This is a genomic window from Bremerella sp. JC817 (assembly GCF_040718835.1).
GTDB lineage: Bacteria > Planctomycetota > Planctomycetia > Pirellulales > Pirellulaceae > Bremerella.
The window spans coordinates 195,684-220,009 of sequence record NZ_JBFEFG010000274.1 but is presented as its reverse complement, the minus strand read 5'-3'; the positions used below and the strand labels follow the sequence as shown (position 1 = coordinate 220,009).

Annotated in this window: 17 protein-coding genes; 8 read left to right on the top strand and 9 right to left on the bottom strand. The window is 57.2% G+C overall.

Features of this window, described 5'->3' with window-relative positions:
- Positions 1-85: 85 nt before the first annotated feature.
- The 4 genes from AB1L30_RS15020 (at position 86) to AB1L30_RS15005 (ending at position 7,536) form a co-directional block, all read left to right on the top strand.
- Positions 86-1,435: a PQQ-binding-like beta-propeller repeat protein gene (locus AB1L30_RS15020; RefSeq protein WP_367014249.1), complete on the top strand. Its 1,350-nt coding sequence runs from the start codon at positions 86-88 to the stop codon at positions 1,433-1,435.
- 307 nt (positions 1,436-1,742) lie between these two features.
- Entirely contained in the window at positions 1,743-2,096 is a 354-nt protein-coding gene (yajC, locus tag AB1L30_RS15015; protein ID WP_367014248.1) for a preprotein translocase subunit YajC, read from the top strand.
- A gap of 110 nt (positions 2,097-2,206) precedes the next feature.
- On the top strand, positions 2,207-6,094 hold the full coding sequence (secD, locus tag AB1L30_RS15010; RefSeq protein WP_367014247.1) for a protein translocase subunit SecD: 3,888 nt from the start codon (positions 2,207-2,209) through the stop codon (positions 6,092-6,094).
- 581 nt (positions 6,095-6,675) lie between these two features.
- Positions 6,676-7,536, top strand: coding sequence for a LysM peptidoglycan-binding domain-containing protein (locus tag AB1L30_RS15005; protein ID WP_367014246.1), 861 nt, complete (start codon positions 6,676-6,678; stop codon positions 7,534-7,536).
- Positions 7,537-7,695: 159 nt separating this feature from the next.
- On the opposite strand, the gene AB1L30_RS15000 is transcribed toward AB1L30_RS15005, so the two are convergent.
- The 4 genes from AB1L30_RS15000 to AB1L30_RS14985 form a co-directional block, all read right to left on the bottom strand.
- A complete protein-coding gene (locus tag AB1L30_RS15000) occupies positions 7,696-8,631 on the bottom strand; it encodes an alpha/beta fold hydrolase (protein ID WP_367014245.1) in 936 nt (311 codons plus the stop codon).
- A gap of 135 nt (positions 8,632-8,766) precedes the next feature.
- Positions 8,767-9,435 (bottom strand): hypothetical protein, encoded by a 669-nt coding sequence (locus tag AB1L30_RS14995; RefSeq protein WP_367014244.1) that lies wholly within the window; start codon positions 9,433-9,435, stop codon positions 8,767-8,769.
- Between the two features lie 56 nt (positions 9,436-9,491).
- Positions 9,492-9,935, bottom strand: a complete 444-nt coding sequence (locus AB1L30_RS14990) for a DUF2752 domain-containing protein (protein WP_367014243.1) — start codon at positions 9,933-9,935, stop codon at positions 9,492-9,494.
- 189 nt (positions 9,936-10,124) lie between these two features.
- Positions 10,125-13,184, bottom strand: a complete 3,060-nt coding sequence (locus tag AB1L30_RS14985; RefSeq protein WP_367014242.1) for a PVC-type heme-binding CxxCH protein — start codon at positions 13,182-13,184, stop codon at positions 10,125-10,127.
- Between the two features lie 146 nt (positions 13,185-13,330).
- Between AB1L30_RS14985 and AB1L30_RS14980 the strand changes: the two genes are divergently transcribed.
- Positions 13,331-14,212 carry a hypothetical protein gene (locus tag AB1L30_RS14980; protein WP_367014241.1) on the top strand — a complete coding sequence of 294 codons (882 nt, stop codon included), beginning with the start codon at positions 13,331-13,333 and terminating at the stop codon, positions 14,210-14,212.
- 14 nt (positions 14,213-14,226) lie between these two features.
- Here the strand turns inward: AB1L30_RS14980 and AB1L30_RS14975 are convergent, their stop codons facing one another.
- Genes AB1L30_RS14975 through rny form a run of 3 tightly spaced genes read right to left on the bottom strand, consistent with a single transcriptional unit; the run spans position 14,227 to position 17,484 of the window.
- Positions 14,227-15,054 carry a bestrophin family ion channel gene (locus AB1L30_RS14975; protein ID WP_367014240.1) on the bottom strand — a complete coding sequence of 276 codons (828 nt, stop codon included), beginning with the start codon at positions 15,052-15,054 and terminating at the stop codon, positions 14,227-14,229.
- A 42-nt stretch (positions 15,055-15,096) separates the two neighbouring features.
- Positions 15,097-15,909: a TIGR00282 family metallophosphoesterase gene (locus AB1L30_RS14970; RefSeq protein ID WP_367014239.1), complete on the bottom strand. Its 813-nt coding sequence runs from the start codon at positions 15,907-15,909 to the stop codon at positions 15,097-15,099.
- 27 nt (positions 15,910-15,936) lie between these two features.
- Positions 15,937-17,484: a ribonuclease Y gene (gene rny, locus AB1L30_RS14965; protein ID WP_367014238.1), complete on the bottom strand. Its 1,548-nt coding sequence runs from the start codon at positions 17,482-17,484 to the stop codon at positions 15,937-15,939.
- 729 nt (positions 17,485-18,213) lie between these two features.
- Between rny and tilS the strand changes: the two genes are divergently transcribed.
- The gene (tilS, locus tag AB1L30_RS14960; RefSeq protein WP_367014237.1) at positions 18,214-19,215 is read left to right on the top strand and encodes a tRNA lysidine(34) synthetase TilS; all 1,002 of its coding nucleotides are present in this window, start codon (positions 18,214-18,216) and stop codon (positions 19,213-19,215) included.
- A 17-nt stretch (positions 19,216-19,232) separates the two neighbouring features.
- Positions 19,233-20,360 (top strand): glycoside hydrolase family 16 protein, encoded by a 1,128-nt coding sequence (locus AB1L30_RS14955; RefSeq protein WP_367014236.1) that lies wholly within the window; start codon positions 19,233-19,235, stop codon positions 20,358-20,360.
- Positions 20,361-20,365: 5 nt separating this feature from the next.
- On the opposite strand, the gene AB1L30_RS14950 is transcribed toward AB1L30_RS14955, so the two are convergent.
- Both AB1L30_RS14950 and AB1L30_RS14945 read right to left on the bottom strand, forming a co-directional pair.
- Positions 20,366-20,923 carry a hypothetical protein gene (locus tag AB1L30_RS14950; RefSeq protein WP_367014235.1) on the bottom strand — a complete coding sequence of 186 codons (558 nt, stop codon included), beginning with the start codon at positions 20,921-20,923 and terminating at the stop codon, positions 20,366-20,368.
- A gap of 100 nt (positions 20,924-21,023) precedes the next feature.
- A complete protein-coding gene (locus tag AB1L30_RS14945) occupies positions 21,024-22,625 on the bottom strand; it encodes an MFS transporter (RefSeq protein WP_367014234.1) in 1,602 nt (533 codons plus the stop codon).
- A gap of 331 nt (positions 22,626-22,956) precedes the next feature.
- Between AB1L30_RS14945 and AB1L30_RS14940 the strand changes: the two genes are divergently transcribed.
- Entirely contained in the window at positions 22,957-24,264 is a 1,308-nt protein-coding gene (locus AB1L30_RS14940) for a glycosyltransferase family 39 protein (RefSeq protein WP_367014233.1), read from the top strand.
- Positions 24,265-24,326: the final 62 nt, after the last annotated feature.

The window sequence follows — 24,326 nt, the reverse complement described above, 5'->3', positions numbered from 1 at the left end:
TCTGAATCCTTTACCCAGTCGGCGGACTCTAACTGGGTAACACGGTTGTCTGATGCTGCGCGCCTCGCACGAAGGAACATTGCCAATGTCGACGTTTTCGTCCACGTTTTTCCGTCTTTTTTCTCTGGCGGCTCTTTGCTCGCTAGTCGTTGCCCCAGCCGCTTGGGCGGACGAATGGCCTCAATGGATGGGCCCCCAACGCGATGACGTCTATCGCGAGACCGGAGTGATCGATTCGATCCCCGAATCTGGCTTGAAGGTGAAATGGCGGATGCCGATCGCTGGTGGCTATGCCGGTCCAGCTGTGGCAGGCGGGCGTGTGTTCGTGACCGACTACAAGGCAACCACGCCGGAGATTTCCAACAACCCAGGCGCACGTCAGGATCGAACCGGTCAGGAACGCGTTCTGGCCTTCGACGCCGAGACCGGTGAGTCGTTGTGGGAATACGCTTACGAGCGACCTTACTCGATTAGCTATGCCGTGGGTCCACGTTGTACGCCAACCATTGATGGTGAACTGTTGTTCTGGACCGGTGCTGAAGGTGATCTCGTCTGTTTGCAGGTCGAAACAGGTGAGTTGGTCTGGCGACGAAGTTTGTCGAAGGATTTCGGGGCAGAAATTCCGATCTGGGGCGTTGCTGGGCATCCGCTCGTTTCGGGTGATCTGCTTTATGTGCCGGTCGGAGGCCAAGGTCAAGGAATCGTGGCTCTCGACAAGCGAACCGGCGAAGTGCAGTGGAAGTCGCTCGATGCCCGTATGGGGTACGCACCACCAGCAATTATCGAGGCAGGCGGAACCGAGCAGTTGATTTTCTATCACCCGGAAGGGGTCGCTTCGTTGAACCCAAAGACGGGCGAAGAATACTGGAAACTCCCACTGACCCCTTCATACGACATGTCGGTCGCTCGCCCAATGGTTGATGGCAATCGGATGTACGCCAGCGGGATCCAGACCGAGGCGCTGATGATGGAGCTGGCAACCGATAAGCCTGCCGCCAAGGAACTTTGGCGCGGTCAGCCGAAGAATGCGCTTTACAGTGGAACCTCCAGCCCTGTTTTCGTGGATGGGGTTGTTTATGGCAGCGATTGCAACCTCGGCAGTCTGATCGCGGTCGATGCGAAGACGGGCGATCGGCTTTGGACCACCTTCGAGGCAACTCGGCCGGACGTGACTCGCTTTATCAAGCATGGGACCTGTTTTGTGACACGTCTTGGCGAAAGCGATCGTTACCTGATCTTCAGCGAAGTGGGGGATTTGCTGGTGGCCAAAATGACGCGTGAAGGCTTCGAGTCGCTCGGCAGCTTTCACGTGCTTGAGCCAACCAGCGAGGCATTTGGACGTGGTGTGGTGTGGACTCACCCAGCCTATGCCGGCCGCACCGGATTCTTCCGCAACGACAAAGAGTTGGTCGCGGTCGACCTGAGTGCCGAGTAGTTCTGTCTGGGAAGTTTAGGCAGTTACGGCAAAATTAAAATCCAATGCGGAGCAAAGTAGGCGTCTCGAAGGGGACGCCTACTGCCGTTTTCGGGGCCTCTGGCCACTATTGCCGGTATAGAACGAAACTCTTATCATGAGCGGTTTCCATGTGCTGTCACACTGTAGACGGTGCATTCAGGTCCATATCTCTCGGTGATTCTGGCCTTTTTCAGAATTCGCAATGGCTATAGCGTAGCCAGCGTTGCTTCTGGAGGCATTGGGATGCCACCAGTGAGTCAGACAAGCGGTAGGAAGCTCGGCGGAAATGTTTGATTTGTCGGTATTGCCAGTTCATCTTCTGGCGCAGCAGCCCGATGTTTCTTCGCTTTACACCTGGCTTCCGATCGTGGTCATTCTGGTGTTGGGCTACTTCATGATCTTCCGGCCCGAACAGCAAAAAGCGGCAGAAGCCAAGCGGATGCTCGAAGGGCTGAAGAAGAACGACCGCGTAGAGACGATCGGAGGCATCATCGCTACGGTGGTTAGTGTGAAGAAAGACCAGCAAGAGGTCATCCTTCGCCTGGACGATAAGTTGGGCACGGAAATGCGGGTCCGTATGCGAGCGATCGGTGTCGTTCTCTCGAAAGAGGGAAAGACAGGTGATAACGCCGGATCCTAATTACCGCTGTTCGCAACTTTTGTGGACGATTCACGGACGAATTCCCCCTTTCCAATTCAACCATACGACTTGCCCGGCACATTGATGCTGCTGAGGCTTGGAGACACGCAATGCAGAAGAGTTGCACGATTTTTGCTGTCATGCTCGTGCTGACGCTGATGGCCACCCTGGTGACCGGCGTCGACATCGGGACCGATGCTGGCGGAAGTTCGTGGCTGGGCTCGACCGCGATGGCGCAGACGCCGTCGCAGGAAGTCCTTGGCCCGACGATTGAAGTCACCCCAGTCCCAGAACAGAGCTCCGGAGGCTCGCAGGCCCTGAACGTTTTGGGGGTGATTGTTCTCACCCTGATCGTTCCTTACATCCTGGGTGTCTGGATTGCTTCGTCGATTCGGCTTCCAGAAATGGGACAGAAGCTGGGCGTCATCCTGGCGTCGCTGGTCTGCAGTGTCAGTATCTGCTTCCTGCTGTGGCCTCCCAAGTTCGGGATCGACCTGCAGGGTGGCGTGATCCTGGTCTACGAAGTGGACCAGAAGGCGAGCCTCGACCTGCTGGAATCGGACACCACCCCCAATGAATCGGCCTTCAACCTGACGCCTGAAAAGCGTCTGGAGCAAGGGACGGCTCAGTTGATCACCCAGTTGCAGAAGCGTATCAATCCATCCGGTACGTCCGAAGTGGTCATTCGTCCTTACGGCGAGAACCAGATCGAAGTGATCGTGCCGCAAGCCGAATCGTCGGACCTGGCTTCGATTAAACGCTTGATCACCAAGGCTGGTGTGCTCGACTTCCTGATTGTCGCCAACAAGCAGGATCACGACTTCCTGATGACCCGTGCCGAAGACGAATCGCAGATCGGTGCCACGTTTGTGACCGATCGCAAAGGCGAACGTATCGGCCGCTGGGTTCGCGTGGATGACGATGCTCGCGGTACCGTCGGTGGTGGCAACATCTCCGATCCATCGCTGAAACCTTACGTCAACGGTCAGCGTCACATGGTCCGCGGTGGCGGTCCTGGTCTGCCGCTGGAAGTTCTGATGCGAGTCGAACGTCCGGAATACCGTCTTGGTGGTAAGCACCTTTCGTCGGCCGCTGTGACCCGTGACGAATATGGCAAGCCAGCCGTTTCGTTCGAGTTCGGCATCGACGGTGCTCGCCGCATGGGTCACCTCTCGGCTGAAAACCTGAGCGAACCCAACATGCCGCGCAAGCTCGGCATCGTGATGGACAACTACCTGATTTCGGCACCGAACATTCAGAAGGTGATCACCGATCGCGGTATCATCACCGGTAGCTTCACCCAGGACGAAGTCGACGACTTGACCCAGGTGCTGCGTAGCGGTCGTTTGCCGGTTGTGCTGCGTAAAGAACCAATCAGCGAACAGAAGATCAGCGCCACGCTGGGTGACGATACGATCCGCAAGGGTCAGATCGCCATCACCATCTCGTTGATCGCCGTTCTGATCTTCATGGCGATCTATTACCGAGTTGCCGGTTTGGTGGCTTGCTTCGCACTGCTGTTCAACCTGGTGTTGGTCTTGGCAGTCATGATCGCCTTGAGTGCCGACCTGACGCTGCCCGGTATCGCCGGCTTGGTGCTGACCGTTGGTATGTCGGTCGACGCGAACGTGCTGATTTATGAGCGTATCCGTGAAGAGTTGGCTGGCGGTGCTTCGCTGCGAGTCGCTCTCTCGAACGGTTTCAGCAAGGCGATGTCGACCATCGTCGATGCCAATATCACGACCTTGATCACCGCCGCGGTTCTGTTCCGTATCGGTACCGACCAGGTTCGTGGTTTCGCCGTGACTTTGTTCGTCGGTATTCTGATGAGCATGTTCACCGCGATCTACGTCTCGCGTGGAATCTTCGACATCCTCGAAAAGAAACGCGTTATCAAGACCCTCTCGTTCATGCCTTCGGCATCGAGCATCGGCTACGACTTCATCGGAAAAGCCCGTGGCGCGATGATCGCTTCGCTGGTCGTCATTGCGATTGGTCTGGTCGGCGTGTTCGGTCGTGGCAAAGACATCTTCGACATCGACTTCAACGGCGGTTCTTCGGTCCAGGTTTACCTCACCGAAGCGATGCCGATTTCGGAAGTTCGTAGCAAGCTGACTGGTGTTCTGCCTGACCTTTCGGTGAGTGCTGTGACGCTGGAAGGCTCGGAAGATCGTATCTACAAGGTCGATACCTCGCTGGCCGAATATGGCGAGCTGGGTAAGGTCTCGATCACCGATCGCAGCGGCAAGACCGCTGAGGTCGATCTGACGGGCATCGACACCTTGAACCAGATCATCCTGGCTTTGGATGCCGCCGACGTGAAAGTCGCCGTGCTGCCAAACGCCGATGGTGATGGGATCGAGTTCCAGGACGAAACGGGTGCCGACTCCGGCACGATGTCGGTCAAGAACGTCGACGACAAGACGCAGACCGCATCGAACCTGCGAATGAACTTCAGCACCGATGCTTTGCGTTACAACACCGGCAAGATTCCGGCTGGCGTGGACGTGGTTCAAGAGAAGATCGCTCAGGTCTTCACTGGTCCGAACGGCGAAAGCATGTTGGTCATGCACAACATGGACTTCACCCCACCTGCGGAAGTGACCGGTGTGGTCTTCCCGTCTGCCACGACGACTCCGGAAGCGGCCCCAGCCACGACCGAAGAATCGAAGTCGGCTCCGGAACCTGAAGCAACCACGGAAGAAAAAGCAGACGACAAGCCAGCCGAAGAGAAGCCTTCGGAAGACAAGCAGTCGCTGCTGATTCCTGCCTCGACCCGTATGCTGGCCTGGATGCCATGGAACGGTTGGGCCACTGGTTTGCTTCAGGAAGAAGGCGAAGGGGACAAAGAGCCTCCGATTGAAGAGAAAGCGGCCGACGACAAACCGGCCGATGAAACTCCAGCCGAGCAAAAGCCTGCAGACGAAAAGCCTGCAGACGAAAAGCCTGCAGACGAAAAGCCGATGGAAGAAGCTCCAAAGGAAGAGATGCCAGTCGAGACGACCGCAGCTCCAGCCGAAGAAGAGACGGCTCCGATGACCGAAACGCCAATGGCGGAAGCTCCGGCTGCGGAAGAAGCCCCTGAGGGTGAAGTTCCTGCAACCGGTGCCGGCAGCATGTTCCAGGACATCGCTGGTGGCGTGGCGGAAGGTCCTCGCTTCAAGACTGAAACCAAGCTTTCGTTCGACGAAGGCATCAGTGCCGAAACGGTTCGTACGATGATTCTCGACGCCGCGGACGCCCTGACGGTCGCTCCTCCAGAGATTCAGCTGTTGGACGTCGAAAGCCGTCCTCTGCCAGTCGACAGCCGCGTGAGCCAGGAAGAGTGGACCGTTCGCTTGTCGACCGATCCTGCTCAGTCGGACAAGTTGCTCCAGCAGGTTAGCAAGGGGCTCGATTCGACCCCGGTTTGGCCTTCTTCCAGCAAGATTGGTAGTAAGGTTGCCGGCGACATGCAGACCATGGCGGCTTCGGCGATCTTCTTCTGCCTGATCGGTATCGTCGGTTACATCTGGTTCCGCTTCCAAAGCTTTGCCTTCGGCATCGCCGCGGTGGTGGCGTTGGTGCATGACGTGTTGGTCACCTTGGGAGCGATCGCCATCAGTTACTGGTTGGCTCCGTTCCTGGGCTTTGCGCAGATTACTGAGTTCAAGATCAGCCTGCCAGTTGTGGCGGCGTTCCTGACGATCATTGGTTACTCGCTCAACGATACGATCGTGATCTTCGACCGTATCCGCGAGGTTCGCGGCAAGAGCCCGAAGCTAACCAGCGAGATGATCAACATCAGCATCAACCAGACTCTGGGGCGTACGCTGCTCACCTCGCTCACGACGTTGATCGTGGTGATCATTCTGTTCTTCATCGGTGGCGAAGGCATTCACAGCTTCTCGTTCTCGCTGGTGGTCGGTGTGATCGCAGGTACCTACAGCACGGTCTTCATCGCTTGCCCGACGTTGTTGTGGCTGATGAATCGTGAAAAGGCTCCGGCCAAAGACTAAGCCCAGGTCATTCAAAGCCCTCGGCTTCGCTAATCGTTAAAGTTTACGAAGGCGGCATCTCTTGATGCCGCCTTCTTTTTTTGCGCTGAAACTAGCTTCGATCGCACGAACTGGGCCGCGCAAGCATCGCGTAATGAAGAGCGTGAGCGATGTTCCCCTTGGTTGGGATAGGTGCCACTGCGTGCTGGTTTCGTCAGCCGCGTACCATCGTCAGATCACTCGCCAGACGGTGCCATCGTCTGGCGAACTTCGGGTTGGGTCGTGAAGTCGATCCGAGGATGGGGCTGCCCGAAACTTGCGGCAGTGGCACCTAAGACCAACCGGCATCTTCGCCTCGTTTTTCGCAGGCCGAAAAGTCTTCCAGCATAAAGTTTGCCTGACTCGCGCGGTGCTCATTTTCGCACCCTGCTCGAGCGAAAAACGTGAGAACGAACTCCAAAAAATGAAGAGCCCGACGCTAGCACGCGTCGATGAAGCGAAGTATCCAGGATGGTCTTCGATGATTGAAGCAAAGGACTGCGTACACGTGACTCCCCAAGATGACGGTACGCAATATGAGTGGCGATTCCAAATTTCTGACCATGGCTGCACTTGGAGTGATTGGCCTTGGTTCAGCCATGCCGTATTGGTCGGCATGGACGACTCCACCTCAGGCAACGCCTGAGGTAACCGCTGCCCCACAGGCAGCTCAACATGCTCCGGTCGAACCTCGTGTCGATGCGCAGCAGTACTGGGACCAACAGGTCTCTCGTCCAGACGTCGTGACGCTTACCCCGCGCGGGGATCAAAGTATGGGTTTGGACAACCCGGCCCAGATTCCTTCCTTGTCGATGGGTATGCAGCAGGGAACACCGATTTCTGCTCAGCCCATTCTGTCTGACATCCCTGTCAGTCAGGTTGGTAACGTAACGTTGGCATCGCGTGTTGAAGCGGTAGGTGCCACCAATACAGCCAGCCGAGCCGTCGTACCGATCGAGATCCCCGGTACGGCAAGACCGCTGCCTCCAACGACCACGTCTCCCGTGATCACGACGCAGCAAGTGATGAAGCCGCAGTTGCCTGAGACCCAGGTGCAGCAGCAATTCACTCCCCTGCCCCGCATCGCGCCCCCCAACCATGGCGCGAACAACCAACGCGGTTCGGCAATAACGCGGGAGCACCGCGTACGTGATGGAGACAGTCTCGAGTCGATCGCCGAGAAGTATCTCGGCGATCCGCTCCTGGCGGAGGCGATCTATCGGGCGAACCGGGCTCAGCTCGACTCGCCTGATCTGTTGCCGATCGGTGTCACGTTAAGCATTCCGGACGCACGCACTGCCATGGCGCCGGAAGCGGCCCCAAGCCAGGTGCAGCCTGTGACCAGGCTCCGTCCGGTATCGACCGAAGGTGGATGGCGTGGCGGCGACCAGCCGTTCACCACTCTGGCTCCTCCAGGCAGCTAAGCTGCCTGGAGTGGATGGCGCAGCAGCGATCGGTTTATCCGAGCGTGAAGAAAAACGCCATCCGCAGAAACGCGCGGTATGCAACAGAGGGCGGACAATCCGCCAGGCGTTTCGGCTACAGATTGCCGAAGACGCCCAATTGACGATTCGCTTCGTGGCCTAGTTCAACGGCGACGAGCGATCGGTCCAAGGATCATTGGCCTGCAGATCCTGCAGGTGGACCTTGGTGAAGAACAGAATGTCTTTCAAGCAGTTCGCACGTGGGTCGGCCAGCAAAGCAGTCCCTTCCAGTGGCGAAGGCTTGGCAGCGAAGAAGACGGTACGGTCTTTCGCTTCCGTGAAGGACTTCTGGCGGATCTTGTCGATCGAGCTGAACAGACGCTTGGCGTCGCTGAAGCTCGTACGATCCTGGTCGCCAGCAATGATCATGATTGAAACCTGATTCTTGATCACCGGCGACTGAATCGCCATGTTCGCGTTGAAGCCCTTGAAGGTCTTTGGTGGCGAGATCAAGACGAGGCCCTTCACGTCCTGCCCCTGTTTGATCGCCGGCAGAATTGGCCAGCTCCAGTCTTGCAGGGCAAAGTTCATAGCGGCAATCGCGCTGTAATCGCAGCCGACGATGGTCAGCATCTCGATATTCAGCTTGCCCTTGTTGTTTTCTTCCATCAGGAAGCTCTTGATCGCTTCCAGGTCTTGCGTGACGAACGTATCGAAGTCGCTCGAACGAACGCGTCCCAGATCGATCTCGGTGATTTGACCGCCGGGGCCTTGGATCGTCTTGCTGGCACCATGGCCACGCAGGTCAACCGTCACGACTGCCAGGCCTTGCTTCTGCATGGCATCGGCCAAGACGATCAGGTCGTTCTGGCTACGTTCCCAGCCTGGGATCATGATGACCGGGATGGCTGTCTTGCCTTCGGTGCTGGCGAAGTAAGTGCCGTGAAGGATCACGCCATCTTTGGTGGTGACGTTAAACGCTTCTGGTGGCGGAATCTCTTTCTTCGTTCCGGGCTTCTGCCCATGAGCCAACGAAAGGTCCAGGACCAGCACAGCGCACATGGCGACGAATAGTGATAGGGTTTGCAAACGCATCTTGGCCGGATGGGTTGAGTGGTTCGAGGGGATAAGAACGCCAGAACAACGCAACGTAAGTCGTTGTTTGACTTTACTTAATGGTAGAAGATGTTTTCGTACCGGTCAACTTTTCCGTGCCGCCCTGTGGGGGGCTTAGTGGGCGACAAACGATTCATCGAGCATCAGATCTTCCCGCGAATCGTACTTGTAGAAGTTGCGGGCGATACGGTGCGAAATCAGCCGCAGGAACGAACTTCGGAACTCACGTTCGCTGCTCGAGACGTATGCCAGTTCGTTGATTGGAAATTCGATCGCGCTGGGGGTGTCCTGGAAGACCAGGCGGCCGTCGTCGTTGATGTCGTAGACCGAAACAGCGTATTCCGCATGTCCCTTGAAGATCCCAGGGTTAGGCTGGATCTCGAAGCGAGCCAGGTCGATGGCGATCACCATGTCAGCGCCCAGCGACTTGCCAGCTTCGCGGTAGTCCATGTTGTCCCAACCGCTACGATCCTTCCAATCGTCGATCTTCTGCTGCGAGATGATTTTTACCTTGTCCGACTTGGACATGATGAGCGACTCGACCTGTTCGGCGATCCGGCGCGAGGTGGAGTTTTCGGAATAGAACGAAGGGCCAGCGACGCACAAAACGGCGACTTTCTTGCCTTCCAGTCCCGTGTAGCGAGCCGAAACCGTATCGGTATGCAGCAAAGCCGCCAACATGCCGACGCAGCCGCCGTTGCCAACCAGCAACAAGCAGATCAGCCCCAATGGCACGATGCTGGAAAACGATTGTGGCGAAAGTCGAAACCGTCCGTGGCTCATGGTTCGGTCCATCCCTGGTGATATGTCGTGCGACCTGGCGTCCTGCCGAGTCGTCTTCACAATTGAAAATAGTTGATTCGTACCAGCCAATCTCCTAGCGTCACGGCCACCACTAACACGGTTATGGTGATCAACACGGCATCGCTCGGAGCTGGGACAGTAAGTCGACCAACGATGGCGGAACTTAGCATCCACGGGGCCAGGAAGAGGGACAACAATCCCAGCAAACAGCCAGCCGAGTTCGCTTTGAGCGAGCCCCACACGTTCCCCTTCATCAGGTGCGACCAACTGGTGGTCATCCCGCACGAAGGACATCGTGTGCCGGTTAGTTGCACCAGCGTGCACGGGGGAAGCCCCAGTTGCTGATGCGTTCCCAGGCCTTGGGCACTAGGACTAAGCCAGGCGGCAGTTGCCAACAAAACGGCCAAAACCGCCCCACCAACGCCCATCATCAACCGCTGATACCAGCGAAGCGGAGAGGGTGAATTGGGTTCAGTCATGGCAGAATTGCTCTTCAATCGGGCGCGAACGATACCGAAATCCCGCAACCAGAACAAGGCAGGATTCATCAACTTCGATGCTATCAAAGTTAGCGGTCGGTCGGTAGCAATGAGGGGCTCTTCATGGGCCGCCCCCTCCGTGGGACCTTCGGTGGCTCAGGAATTGGGGCGGCAGGAAAAGTGTCGGCCCTAGGGCTGGCTCTGCAGATACGCAAACAGATCTCGGATTTCGGTTGCCGAGAGGTCATCGAGCAGGCGATCGGGCATCAACGATTTTTCCAGTGCCAATGGCCCCGCTTCGATCTGTTCACGAGGGATCACCATCGCAGGGTTTTCGGCGTTCTTCAACGTGATCGTCTTGTCGTCCTGGTTCACCAGAAAGCCAGACAGCACCCGGCCATCTTCGGTCAGCACGCGATAGTTGGTGTACTCTTCGCGAATCGCCGCGCTCGGATCGACGACCGACAGCAGCATGAAATCGAGATTAGTGCGTTCGTAACCGGTCAACTCCGGCCCAATCGTCGCTCCTTCTCCGAATAGCTTGTGGCATGTTCCGCAGCGTTTGGTGAACAGCACCTTGCCTGCCTCGGCGTGCCCTTCTCCCGTCTTCAGGATCGTCGTCGTTTGGCCAAGTCGAGCCGTCAACTCAGCTGGCGTTGCCCGGGTGGCTCCCCACAGCTTGCTGATTCGCTCGTTCAATTTCGGATCGCCGTGCAGCTTCAAGTTCTCGACCAGATCGACGGCAACGTCTGAACGTGGAACGGTCCCAGATTCAATCGCATCGAGGAGTAGCGACGCGCTGCTGGGCCGAGCGGTTGCCAGATCGATGATCGCCCGGCGGACGTCACCGCCTTCGGTGGGATACCGTGCCAAGAGTTGTTGCGTAATCTCTGCGGAATCCAACGAACCGAGGCCAGCGATCGCCGCGACTCGGTTCTCGCTAGTGTCGGTTCCCAGGGCCACCTTCAGCAGAGGTTCGCGAGCAGAGTTCGAGCCGACCTGGCCGAGCAATTGAATCCACTTCAATCGCTGAGCCGAAGCGGTCTTCGGGTTTTGAATTGTTTGAAGGAGGGTTTGTTCGGCTTCTTTTTGCCCGGCCCGGACTAACAAGGCCAACTGAGCGTCTGTCTTGCCATGGGCCGAAGCGACAATGGCGTCACGTAAGGCGTCGGGGAAATGTTCGATCTTGCGACCTTCAAACGCGGAATTGATCGCGACTAGCAGCTTTTGCTGTAAGGCGTTGTCGGAAATCGAACGTAAGAGTTCGGCCAATCGGGTGAGACTCGCTTCGTCTTCTTCGGCAGCGAGTCGCTGGGCCAGACGGGGCAGAATGATCGTGCCGCCGATTTTTGTCGTCGAGAGTTCGGCAGCGACGTTCATGCTGAGGGATGATTCATCGGCGTGCGATTCGATCGCCCACCATGTGAGCAGCGGAATGTGGGGATCGTCGGCCAGTTCGTCCCGGGCCGCCAATTGCTGGGCGATCGCCAGACCAAGCGGCCCTGGTAGCCGCTTGGCGGTGGAAGCCAATTGACTGCAAACTTCCACATGCGATTCCCGGCGAGCAAGCGATAGGACCGTCTGGGACATCGCGTCGGCTAGTTCGGGCGAAAGTAGCCTTACGCCCCAAACACGCACATACGGATCGCTGTGATTTAAAGCGACTTCGGCCGCACGTTGATCGTACCCGCCCAGGGCATCGATCGCCCACAGAAGTTCCAATGCCAGTTGATCGGTTTCATTCGAAAGGCGGGCGACTAACTTTTCGGCGGCGGCATGGTCGCCATGTTCGCGGAGCATTCGCTGCGCGAGTTGTCGGCGAAGTTTGTTCGGGCTGGCGAGTTGTTCGACGAGCGCTTCCGTGGAAAGCTTCGACAAATCGAGCGGTTCATGATCAGGGTAGTCGTCCGGCTGCAAACGCCAAATTCGCCCCCGAGCACGGTCCCACGTATCGCGAGGGTCGACATGTGTGAGCCGCGTATCGCACCAATCGGCAATGTAAACGCAGCCATCGGGGCCAACCTTGATGTCGACCGGGCGAAACCAGACGTCGTCGGTCTCGATCGCGTTCCATTGATCTTCGGTTTGCCAGGTCGAACCATTCGGCCAGATCCGTGAAACGGCAACATAGTTGTGTAAAGGAACCGGGGCGATCAAATGTCCCTGGTACGATGCCGGAAGTGCGTCGCTTTCATACTTTACCAGCGTATGACTGAAGCGTTCGACCGCTGGGTTCTTCATCGCTGGGAAATAACCATAGGCATGCGGATTGGTCAGCGGCCCATGCTTTCCCCAGCTCTTCTGGTAATAGCCCCCTGGCACGTAATGAAAGCCACGCGTGTTGCCTCCGTTGTGGCCGGAGTAAATGCGACCCTTGGCATCGAATTCGACGGCGAACGTGTTGCCGCCCCCTTCGGCGAAGACTTCAAACTGATGCGAGTCAGGGTGATAACGCCAGACTGCCTGGCCTTTGAAATGAACCGGCGGATGTTGAGGATCTTTCGGTACGTTGACCGTGGCCCAGCAGGTGCTGCCCTGGGCTCCGTACAGCCAGCCATCGGGGCCCCAAGTCAGACTGTTGGCGACCGCGTGCGTGTCTTCCAGGCCGAAGCCGGTCAGGTGAACTTCTGGATCGCCATCTGGTACATCGTTCTGATCTTTGTCGGGATAAAACAGCAAGTAAGGTGGATTCATCACCCACACGCCATCCTTGCCGGGCAGCGCACTGGTCACGATGTTCAGGCCGTCGACGAATGTCTTGTGCTTGTCGAAGGTGCCGTCGCCATCGGTGTCTTCGTGGATGGTGATCTTGTCGGCACCGCGATCGTGATGCGGTGGTGCCGGCGGAACCTTATCGAAGACTGCTCGCAGGTGTTCGTCATATTTGACGATCTTCAGCCCGGCGGGAAAGGGATATTGCAGATATTGCACGACCCACATCCGTCCCTGTTCGTCGAAGTTGATGCAGACGGGTTGCCGGACGATTGGTTCGGCGAGGGCCAGTTTCATCTGCACTCCGTCCGGTGTGACGAACTGTTTTTCAGCCTCTGACGGCGCGAGTGCTGGAATGGAGAAGTCTGCCGTTTGTCCTCTTCCTTCGAAGTTGCGTATGTGTTCGCGGACCGCTTCGTTTTCCGCCGCACCAAGCGAACGCTGTTGGGTGTCGTCTTGCTGAGCGGTGACCACGGCGACGTATGCCAACGAGAGTCCACAAGCGAACAGAGCACGTACCAGGCACAAACGTTTCATGGCAGGATCGGTGGGTGGGAGGTCGGTAGGCAGGATGAGTTTTCAGTTCTAGCGAGAACCTCGTCGCAATTCCAGTTTTTTTAAGGGATAATTCGAGCAATCAGTCCTGTTCCTCGAGTATCGCCCCACCGCTCTCTGGAGTCCCCATGAAATCGCTCGTCCCCTGGCTCATGCTTTGCTTTCCGTTGGTCCTTTCTGCCGCCGAGCCTGATCTGGCTGCCCTGGAAAAGATCGGCGCGAAGATCCAACAACGCAACGGTGAAATTCACAGTTTGAGCATCGACTGCGATGGTTTTACCGATGACGAATATCGCCTGATCGGTCAGTTGACGATGCTGAAGTCGATCGCGATCAGTGGTAAAGAATTGAACGATCAGCAGTTGGAAATGCTGACCGGATTGAAAGAGCTGGAATCGTTCATGATCAATGGCTCGGTGCTGACCGACGAGGGCTACCGCCACTTCGCAGCGTTCCCGAAGCTGACGCGACTGTCGCTGTTCCATCCTTCTCGCAAGATCGAAGCGTTTAACGGTTCTGGCCTGGCGCATTTGAAGGCGATGCCTGCGCTCAAGTCGTTGACGTTCGCCGGAGCGACGGCTGGCAATGAAGCATACGAAGCGGTCGCGCAGATCTCGCAACTGGAAAGCTTTCGCGAGTGGCATAACACCGAAACGAGCGAAGGCCTGAAGCAATTGCCGAAGCTGAAGAATCTGAAGTCGATTCGCTTGGGCCAACGCCTGCCAAGCTGGGGCAAAGAGACGCCTGCCAGCTTCGATGACGAAACCTTGGCTATCCTCGCTCAGATGCCTTCGCTGGAAGATATCGAACTGACTGAAGCACGCCTCAGCTACGATGCCGTCGCCCAGCTCAAGCAGTTGCCGAACCTGAAGAAGCTGAAGATCAATCAGGTTGATATTTCGGCGGAAGAGGTCGAGAAGCTGAAGGCTGCCATGCCGAATGTCGAGATCCAGTTCGACCCGCTCACCGAAGAACAGGCCGACATGCTGACCAAGAAGCTGAAGCTATAAACTTCCAGCGAGAATCAACCGGCCACTGCTTCGGCGGTGGCCGTGGGGGCAGGCAACGTCTCGCGAATGAAGCGCTCGATCGTTTCGCAATAGCTATCCAGCGGCAGGTCGTCCTTCTCTTTGCCGAACGGCTCTTCGATCGCCTCGGCGACCATCTCCATGCCGAGCATAAAGCAACTTGCCAGCAGGACAATCGGGATCGTAAACCATCCTTGATCGATACCCACAACCCATGGGCCGGCCAGCGTGTAAAGAATCACGCTGCCCCAGGCCATGTAGCGATAGGTGGGGACCATCGGCGTGTTGCGGATCCGTTCGCAGGCCCCACAAATTTCCATCAAGGTGTTCGCGTTACGCTCGATAATGCGAATCGAAGCATGCAGCGTGTCGTCGCGATTCCACCGATCGAGATACTTGAAGATCTGTAGGGCGACGAAGCCAGGGCGATGCTGGATTTGCTTGATCTCTGGGTACGTCGCTTCTATTTCAGGAAGTGGATCGCGTTCGCCTCGGAGATGCATTCGAAGGGCGTTGGGGAAGGCGATCAGCAGATCGGCGAAGTGACGCTGTTCGGCCAGTTCGATGTCGGCGAACGCCGCGGTTTTGATCGCCAGGTTGCGTGACTCGTTGATCAGGCAACCCCACAACGTGCGAGCTTCCCACCAGCGATCGTACGAGGCACGATTGCGAAACACCAGCAAGACACCAATCGCCAAACCAAGGACCGTGGTAATGGCATCCCCCAGCGTCGACTCTGGAACGTGATACTCTTCAAAGACGGAGATCACGATGACGCTGTATGCGGTGACGGCCAGCAGCCATAACAGAAGACGGACGTACATGGGTGGTCGCAGGTAGAAGGTTGAAAACGAGAAACCAGGAGCTTATTCCAGGCCCTTCTTCAGTTCCTTGACCTCATTTTCTCTCACCTGAAGTCGCTGGATCGCGGTCGCTTTCCCTGTTTGCGAATCGACATCGACGATTGCACCGTTCAAGCGGACGTCGTCTTTCGCTACGTCGAAAAGCGTTGGGCGGAAGGTGATGGTCGTTTCAAGCACCCGATCGATTCGCCGGCCGATGATACTTTCGTGCGGTCCGGTCATGCCGACATCGCACATGAAGGCAGTTCCCCTCGGGAAGATCTGTTCGTCCGCGGTCGCTACGTGAGTGTGCGTTCCCAGGCAATAGCTGGCGCGGCCGTCGAGATGACGCCCCATCAACTGCTTGTCGCTGGTTGCTTCGGCATGGAAGTCGACGCAGCGAATCTTCACGTCGGATGGGATCTGCGAGAGCACGCGATCGATCGCCGTCCAAGGACAATCGACCGGTCGCATGAAGACGCGTCCCATCACGCTGATCACCGCCACACGCAGGCCTTCTTTCGACTGCACAATGGCAAAGTCTTTGCCAGGTGCCGACGAAGGATAATTGGCTGGTTTGACGATGTTGGGCTGCGATTCGAGCGTCTTGTTGAGCTCTTTACGGCGATAGATATGATCGCCCATGGTAATGCAGTCGACGCGAGCATCGATCAGTTCGCGATGGGCGGCCGGGGTCAGACCCGAACCGCCGCATGCGTTTTCAGCATTGGCCACCACGAGAGAAAGGTTGTACTTCTCGCGGAGTGCCGGCACGACATCGCGTACGATGTCGCGTCCGACTTTACCGACGATGTCGCCGATGTGCAGAATCCTCAAGGGAGCCAGCCTTTCCAAGCTAGTGAACTACCGCGCGAACTCCGTGAAGCGGGATTCGCGGACCATGGTGACTTTGATTTCGCCTGGGTACGTCAATTGTTCCTCGAAGGCTTTGGCGATGTCGCGACAAATCTTCGCGGCCATCTCGTCATTCACTTCCTTGGCGGATGCGATCACACGCAGCTCGCGGCCAGCCTGAATGGCGAAGGCCTGTTCGACGCCATGGAAACCAGTGGCAATCGATTCGAGCTCTTCCATGCGTTTGATGTACCGCTCGAGGGTTTCTCGACGAGCCCCAGGACGCGAAGCACTGCACGCGTCGGCGGTGGCTACCAGCATGGTATAGGGATATTCGGTGATGATCTCGTCGTGGTGACCGAAAGCGGCGTGCACCACTTCCGGCGATTCGCCATGACGCTTCAGCAGGTCGGCACCGATCTTCGGATGGCCACCTTCCAGTTCGTGGTCGGCTGCCTTACCGATGTCGTGAAGCAAGCCGGCGCGACGAGCCGTCTGGGCGTCGAGGCCGATCATCTCGGCCAGCAAGCCAGCGATGAAGCCGACTTCGATGCTGTGCCGTAAGACATTCTGGCTGTAGCTGGTCCGGAAATGCAACCGGCCCAACATCTCGATCAGCCGTGGCTGAAGCCCCATCACGTTGATTTCGGTGGCGGCTTCTTCACCCTTTTTACGGATGGTCGCTTCGATCTCGGACTGGGTTTCTTTGACCACTTCCTCGATCCGCGACGGGTGGATGCGGCCGTCGGCGATCAGCTTGTTGAGTGACTGCCGGGCAATTTCGCGGCGGACCGGATCGAACCCGCTGACGATCACCACGCCGGGCGTGTCGTCGATGATCACGTCGACGCCGGTTTCTTTTTCGAAGCTACGAATGTTACGACCTTCGCGGCCGATGATTCGTCCCTTCATTTCGTCGCTGGGGATGTCGACCGTGCTGGTGGTCGATTCGGCCGTGTGTGCGGCGGCGAATCGCTGCATGGCGGTCAGCAGCATGTCTTGAACGATTGGGCGAACTTCTTCTTCCATCCGGCGCTGATGCTTCAGCACGATGGCGCCCGTTTCCGATTGAAGCTGTTGGTCGAGTAGCTTCAGCAACTCTCCCTTGGCTTCTTCCGCGTTGAGACCACTCATGCGGTGCAGGCGTTCCTGCTGATCGCGGATGATGCGTTCCAGGCTGGTGGCCCGCTTGTCGTTCTCGTCGATTTTCTCAGAGAGCCGGCGCTGGGTTTTTTCGACCATGTTCTCCTGTTTGCGGAGATGAGTGGCCTGTTGGTCGATCGATTCTTCGCGGCGGTCAAGCGATTTTTCGCGTTCCCGCGTTTCGTCGCGTTGTTTCGAGAGTTCCTTTTCGGCTTCGGTCTTTAGACGAAGGGCTTCTTCCTTCGCTTCGAGCAAGGCTTCCTTCTTCAGGTTTTCAGAGTCCTGCTTGGCCTTATCCAGGATCTGTTGGGCCTCGGTCTCCACGTCCTTTTTTCGGAGCCGATCAATAAACTTGACAAGCAGTGCGGCACCAACTGCCGACATGACTGCTGCCAACACGATATAAAATCCCACGTTCCACTACTCCTGCAGCTGGATGGAATAGCGATTAACGAGGTGAAGCAGGCGCGGACGAGAAGGCGGTCGTACCAGAAGTGGTAGGCCGGCCAGTTTGTCAGAAACGGTCGATAGCCAAATTGAAAAGTTCGTTCCCCCGAACGACCTTACCCCAGGGCGCAGCAGCACCCACTCATGGGTCAGAAGTCGCTGCGACGTCCGGAAGAGGTTCCGGATGTTGGGCCTGCTCGTTTCGCGGACCCTTCTCGGGCGCGTTGGCAGGCGTTATGGGGAAGAAGATGGGCGTCAATTTCCAGCCAGCCAAGCAATGGCAAGTGAACCATCGCGGTCTCTCGTTGAGAAGAGGCGTGCCGCTTGTCAGACCGAGCGCGTACGCGTACCGGGCTGAGGATTTCTACCTTCCTTGGACAGAGCGCCACCAGGAGCCGTATCAGGAAAAGAAGTAGTTGCACGCTTATCCGCCCTCCGAAAAGCCAATGGGGCTAGAGGATTTACCAATCCGGCACATCGACTGGGTTTCTCCAAACGCACGTCAAGCGAAATGCTTCGCTGCCATTCGTTAAACGCTTAGGTCAACACAATCGGCGGGAACGCGCACAATCGTGGTGCGCAAAACCCGTTCACGCTATATTAACAGACTTCCCCTTCAGAGGGAAGCATTCATTTTTTTCTTGCGGGAATCCTTCTTAACAATTGAGGGGCAAACCCTTTCCATCGTGGTCGAGCATGTCCGATTTACCCCTCAGATTCCTGGAAAACTGGCCGCTGGCGGCCTGGGCTGGCCGGGTAATCCTGATCGGTGTTTCCGGTGGTGCCGATAGTGTCGCCTTGCTGCGACTGATGGCCGAAGCGGTCGACGACAACGCTCGCTCCCGAATGTGGGCCATTCATGTGAATCATCGGCTCCGCGGCGATGCCTCAGACGGCGATCTGGCGTTTGTTCGTGAGCTAAGCGGCAAGCTGGGGGTCAACTTTCGCTCGTTCAGCTTATCCCCTGCCCTGCTCGAGCAGCAATCGGCCGGCCTGGGAATCGAAGCCGCTGCCCGGCAAGCCCGCTATGCAGCCTTTAAAGAAGCGGCCTGTGAAGTCGAAGCCCGGTATCTGGTGACCGCTCACCATCAAGACGATCAGATCGAAACGGTCCTGCATCGCATCTTGCGTGGGACCGGAGTCGCCGGACTTCGCGGAATTGCCTCGGCTCGGCAATGGCTGCCGGGCGTGGGGCTCGTTCGACCGATGCTTCCCTTTACGCGGGCCGAAATCGTCGATTACCTTCAAAGGTGCGATCAGGACTGGCGAGAAGATGCCTCGAACCAGACGCTCGAGTTCACCCGCAACAAAATCCGTCAGCAAACGCTGCCGAGCCTGCGGGAGGACTTTGGCAGCCAGGTCGACACCTCGCTCGTTCGCCTGGCGGAACAGGCCCGGCAGTGCCAGGAGGTGATCGACGACCTGGTGTCCGACCTTTACGACACCGCCGTCTGGCAAGAAGGGGATGGCTCGGTACGGGTCGATTTGCGAAAGATCCGCCAGCAACGTCCTTACCTCGTGCAAGAGTTGATGGTCCGGATCTGGACCGAACGGAACTGGTCGCGGCAAGACATGAGCCAGGTCGCCTGGCAAAAGCTGGCCGAACTGGCGATGTCTTCCCAGCAAGTGACGACCGACATGTTGCCTGGGGCGATTCGAGCCCTTCGCGATGGCGACTTTTTGATTCTTCAGCGTTAACCCCTATGAGATACCCCATGCTGCTTTCTCGAATGTTGCTTCTGTTGGCGATGGTTTTTTCGCCGCTGGTTTCCCAGCTCTCGGCCGAAGAAGTGCCGGCATTGCCGAAGCAGGCAAAGCTGGTCCTGGAAGAAGACTGGTCTTCCGGTGAGATCGACCCGCAGCGCTGGTATGTCTTCCGCAAGCAATGGGGTGGCGGCAATCATGGGGTGGTGCCAGAGAACGTGACAATTGGCAAAGACGAAGTCGATGGTCAGCAGCGAAACGTCTTGATCTGCACCGCGCATGGCGATCGTTACGAAGGGCCGGTTAAAGGCTGGTGGGGCAACAAAACGCGTGTTGGTGGCGTGATCGTAAGCCAGAAACATTTTGCGTCTGGCCGGTTCGAGGTGGTGATGAAGATGGGCGCGAAAGAGGCTCACGAAGGTGGCCCTGCCGATCCGACGCGTCCGAAAGGCTGCATCCCTGCGTTGTGGACGTATGCCTATCGCTGGGTCGAAGGTGATAAGGCTCGCAAAGATGAGTTTCAGCCGGAAACGCCGATGTACAATCCGCATATTCCTGCGTACGGCATGGCGGCAAACGAGTATTGGTCGGAGCTAGATTTTCCGGAGTTCGGCAAGGCGGGGAACTTCGACGATGCAATGTACAACACCTTCCTGCAAAACCGCCACGACAATCGTTTCTTCTCAGTCCCGCAAGCCGTTGACGGCGAATATCACACCTTCACGACCGAGTGGCGAACGCAGCTCCGCGAAATGCCTTCGATCCGTGATTCGCAGGTCATCGAGTCCGATGGCTATTATTGGGTTCAGGACAAATCGATCCCGTTCGCCGATTACCTGGGCAACCCGCTGAAGAAGCTGGGCGAGAACCACTATGCCTTGTATGAAGGCAAGATCGCTACGCACTACATCGACGGCAAGAAAGTCGCCGAAAACGACAAGTGGGTCCCGGCGATGTCGGCTCAATTGACCATGGGGGTGTGGCTGCCGGACTGGGCTGGACCAGCCGACTGGAAGACCGCATCGCTGAAGGTTGCCAGCGTGAAGGTTTGGCAATTTGGTGACGAAGGAGATGTCATGGGCGTGATGAAAGGTCGAACCGCCGATAGCTTTGGTGTCGACGGCACGCCATTCCAATAACCTCGCTAGGTCGAGCCGAACGGCGGCACTTCGCATAAGGTAAATGGAAGCTCGTCGAATGACTCGATGCCGGTGATTTCGGCGAGCAATTCCAATAGCATCTCTTCTGGATCGCGATCTTCGGCCCAGTGGTCGTTCGTAAACGACGTCGCGCCCGTGTCGATGTACGTGGTGTCCTCGGCCTGCAAGATGGCCCGGCTGCACTCTCCGTTCTCGTAAGCAGCGAAGCCATAGGTATCGGACACGCCGTTGAGTAGCAGTGCGTAGCTGGGGTGTTCGTTCGACATCGCCAGCAGACGCTGCTCGAGTGGTAGTGGCAAAAGCACGCCTCCGCCACTGATGGCATCATCGGGAAAGAGATCCAAGAAGAAGACTGGATCGGTCAGGATCGTCCAGCCATTCGATTCCGCAATCGCTTGCCCGGCCAGTCCCGACGATGTGGCTTCGTGGAACGAGATCGATTCTGTCTCTTGAGCCCCCGGCAGTCCGAGCGATTCCAGGAACGACGCCGGTTGTTTCCCTTGGGAGCCCTTCTGAATCAGAAAGAATGTGTTCCAAGACATGGCATTTTCCGGATGAGTTGGGTGGTCGCAACCAATAAAAAAGCGAGCCTTCAAGGGGAAGGCTCGCTTTAGCATAGCGTGGGAAGGTATCAGGCGTCGACTATTCGACTGGGCCTTCAACACCGCCGGTGTACTGTTCGGTCTCTGATTCTTCGCCGTGCAGCACGACCTGCTTGTAGCCGCCCTGCATCTGGAAGTAGATCACCAGCAGCAAGTAGCAGACACCCATCGTCGCGGGAACGATCGCCGTCCATTTCAGGGCCATACGGCCACCGAAGATGTTGGCTTCTTCGACCACTTCCACTTCGTGCTTATACTGCTCTTCGTTGGCAGGCTTGTTCGCGGCCCACCAGGCGTTCAGCTCTTTGGTTTCCGGCGATAGCGTGTCATCTTTGGTTTCGATCTCGGTACGACGTGCCAGTTCCGCACCGTCATCCTTCAACACACCCACCTTGGCACCGTTGAGTGCATAGACGGCTGGGAAGAACAGGAACGACTTCTTGTCGGCCGAGCGGTATTGCTGGAACAAGGCATCGTCGAGCTGTTCCATCTTCTGCGTGGCGAAGTAGTCCTGCTTATAACCAATGCCAGGACCACCGAGCAAACCGGCGGAAAGCATACCGATACCACCCATCACGCCCATGGTGATCGCACCACCACGTGGGAAACGTTCGCCCACCACGCCGAGCATGGTTGGCCAGAAGAAGGTCTTGCCCAAGCCGTAAACGGTTGCCGCGGCGACAATCGCCCAGCCTGTCTGGGCAGCACCCAGCCAGTACAAACCGGTGCAGCCGAAGATGGAACACACAAACAACAGACCGAGTGGGTTGATTTTGTGAACGATCGGCCCAGCGAAGAATCGCAGGACAAACATGATCGACGAAGTGTAGATGAACAGCAGGAACGCGTACTTCGAGATCACATTTTCCATAATGTTCGTGATCCAGCTATCGGTACCCAGTTCGACGTAACCGACCATTGCGTGGATGACAAACAAAAACAGCAGCAGTGGCGAAAGGAACTGCAGCAGCATTTCTTTGGTGGTCACACCGGCTGCGGCAGCTTCCGATGGTGGGAAGGCTTCTTTGACGACCATGATGCCGTAGATGATGGTTGGAACCATGTACAACGCCAGTGGAACTTCCCAAGGAAGATGCGTGATGAAAGCACCTTCACCGCAGAACAGGAAGCCGATGATACCGCCGATGATCAAACCGGCCGGCCAGCCTGCGTGCAGAATGTTGAGGTAATGCGTCTTCTCTTTCGGGAAAAGGGTCGCCACCAGCGGGTTGATCACCGCTTCGCACACGCCGTTGGCCAGAGCGAAGATGAACACGCCGATGTAAAGACACCAATAGGTGCCTTCTTTACCGGCAAAGCCATAAACGGGCGTCGCGGCCAGGGTGATGATCACCGACAAGACGTGCAGCGCGAAGGCGAGAACCAACAGCTTCTTGTAGCCCAGCAAGTTGTCGGCCAGGAAGCTGAAGAAGATAATCGTCACACCGAAGCCGACCAGACCACCCCCGGTGATCGTTCCCAGTTCGACCTTGGTGAAACCATATCGAACCGCCCAGTCGTTCAAAATACCGGCACGGACGCCGAACCCGACCCCAGCTGCGATCAGGGTCATAAAACTAGCGATCAGAAGCGCCATCCGATGATATTCTTTCGGAGTGGCGGCAGAAGAGGCGTTCGACATCGGAAGAAAATCTCCTACACAGTGCTGTGCATAATGGGGGGATATTGGACGGCTGCCCTGGGTGCGGGTGCTCGAGATCGGTGTAATCCAGCCGAAGGGGGTGCAACTGGATAAGACGAGAAATCAATGGATTTGCTCCTCGCATAGTGCAAGGCAGTCCGAGTATACCGAACGCAAACTGGAAGTAAACTATTGTCCTGGGGCGATTTCCGGCAAGATTTTCCCTAGGGCGCTAATATTACACAAAGGATTGCAGGTTCCCTAGATTGCCAGTTTTGAATAACTGCTAGCAACCCGCTTCGACCTTTCCCCTCGGAAAACAGAACGATTCATGGCCGATCTTCAATCAGCAGCACTTCCCCAAACGGGATACTATCGGTGGCTTTTGCTGCTGATCTTGTTGCTGGGGTTAGGGATACGACTTGGGGCCGCGTTCTGGTGGGAATCTCGTATCGCCGAACCGAACCGGTTCTTTTTCGGCGATAGCCTAAGCTACGAAGTCCTCGCCCGGCAGATCGCCCACGGCGACGACTTCGTCTACGGCGACTCCTACATCGCCCGGACGCCTGGCTATCCGCTGCTATTGGCACCGTTTTACTGGTTCAGCGACCAGCCGCCGACAATCGCTCTGCGGTTGGTGGGCATCTTCTGCGGTGTTGCTGCGATTGGCTTGACCGCCTGGCTAACGCGAATGCTTTTTGGCCCGCTCGCCGGTTTGATCGCCGCGGTGCTGGTTTGCTTTTACCCTGGGGCGATCGCCATGAGCGTCTTCGTGCTGAGCGAAGCCCCGTTTGTGCCGCTGATGCTGCTGAATCTCGGCTGGATGGTTGCCGCGCTGCGATCTGATCGCCCAGGCAGTTCTTTGACGTGGGCTGCGCTGGCCGGCGCGGCGTTTGGCCTGGCAATTCTGGTTCGGCCAAGCTGGATGATGTTCCCCTTCTTTGCCGCACCAATCGGCCTTTTGTTCTACGAAAATCGGCGGCAACAGCTTCAGTGCTACTTGGTTGCCGGGCTGGTCGCGGTGGTTGTAATGTCTCCCTGGTGGGTGCGAAACTACCGCGTGACCGGCAAGTTCGTGCCGACCACGCTGCAGGTCGGGGCGAGCCTTTACGATGGCATCAGCCCAATGGCAACCGGGGCGAGCGACATGCGGTATGTCCCAGAGTTCCGACAAGCCCAGGCCGATGCCGACGCTGCCGCGGATGGCCATTTGCCGGGAACGTATGAGTCGCGTCTCGATGACCGGATGAAACAGGCCTCCATCCAATGGGCTCGGCAGAACCCTGGGCAGGTAATCTCGCTGGCGGGCGTCAAGCTGTGGCGATACTGGACCCCGCTGGGAAACAACCAGGAAGTTAGTGGCAAAATGGAGCTAATTACGGCGATTGGCTACCTGCCACTCGTTCTGACGGGAATCGCGGGGGCGATCTGCTTTGTCCGCCGTGGCTGGGTTTATCTGCTGCTGGCGTTACCGATCGTTTATTTCTGCTGCTTGCATCTCGTGTTCGTAAGCTCGATCCGCTACCGGCAGCCCCCAATGCTAGCTCTTGTCGTCCTAAGTGCTGGCCTGCTGGCAAGTTGGCTCGGTCAGAAAGCATCCCATGCCCCTGCTTCCGAGGCGGAAGCGTCCGCGAACTGAACCACTAAAACAGCCGTAGAATGGCAAACCGGCGTTTACCGGAAACGCTGATTCTGCCAAGA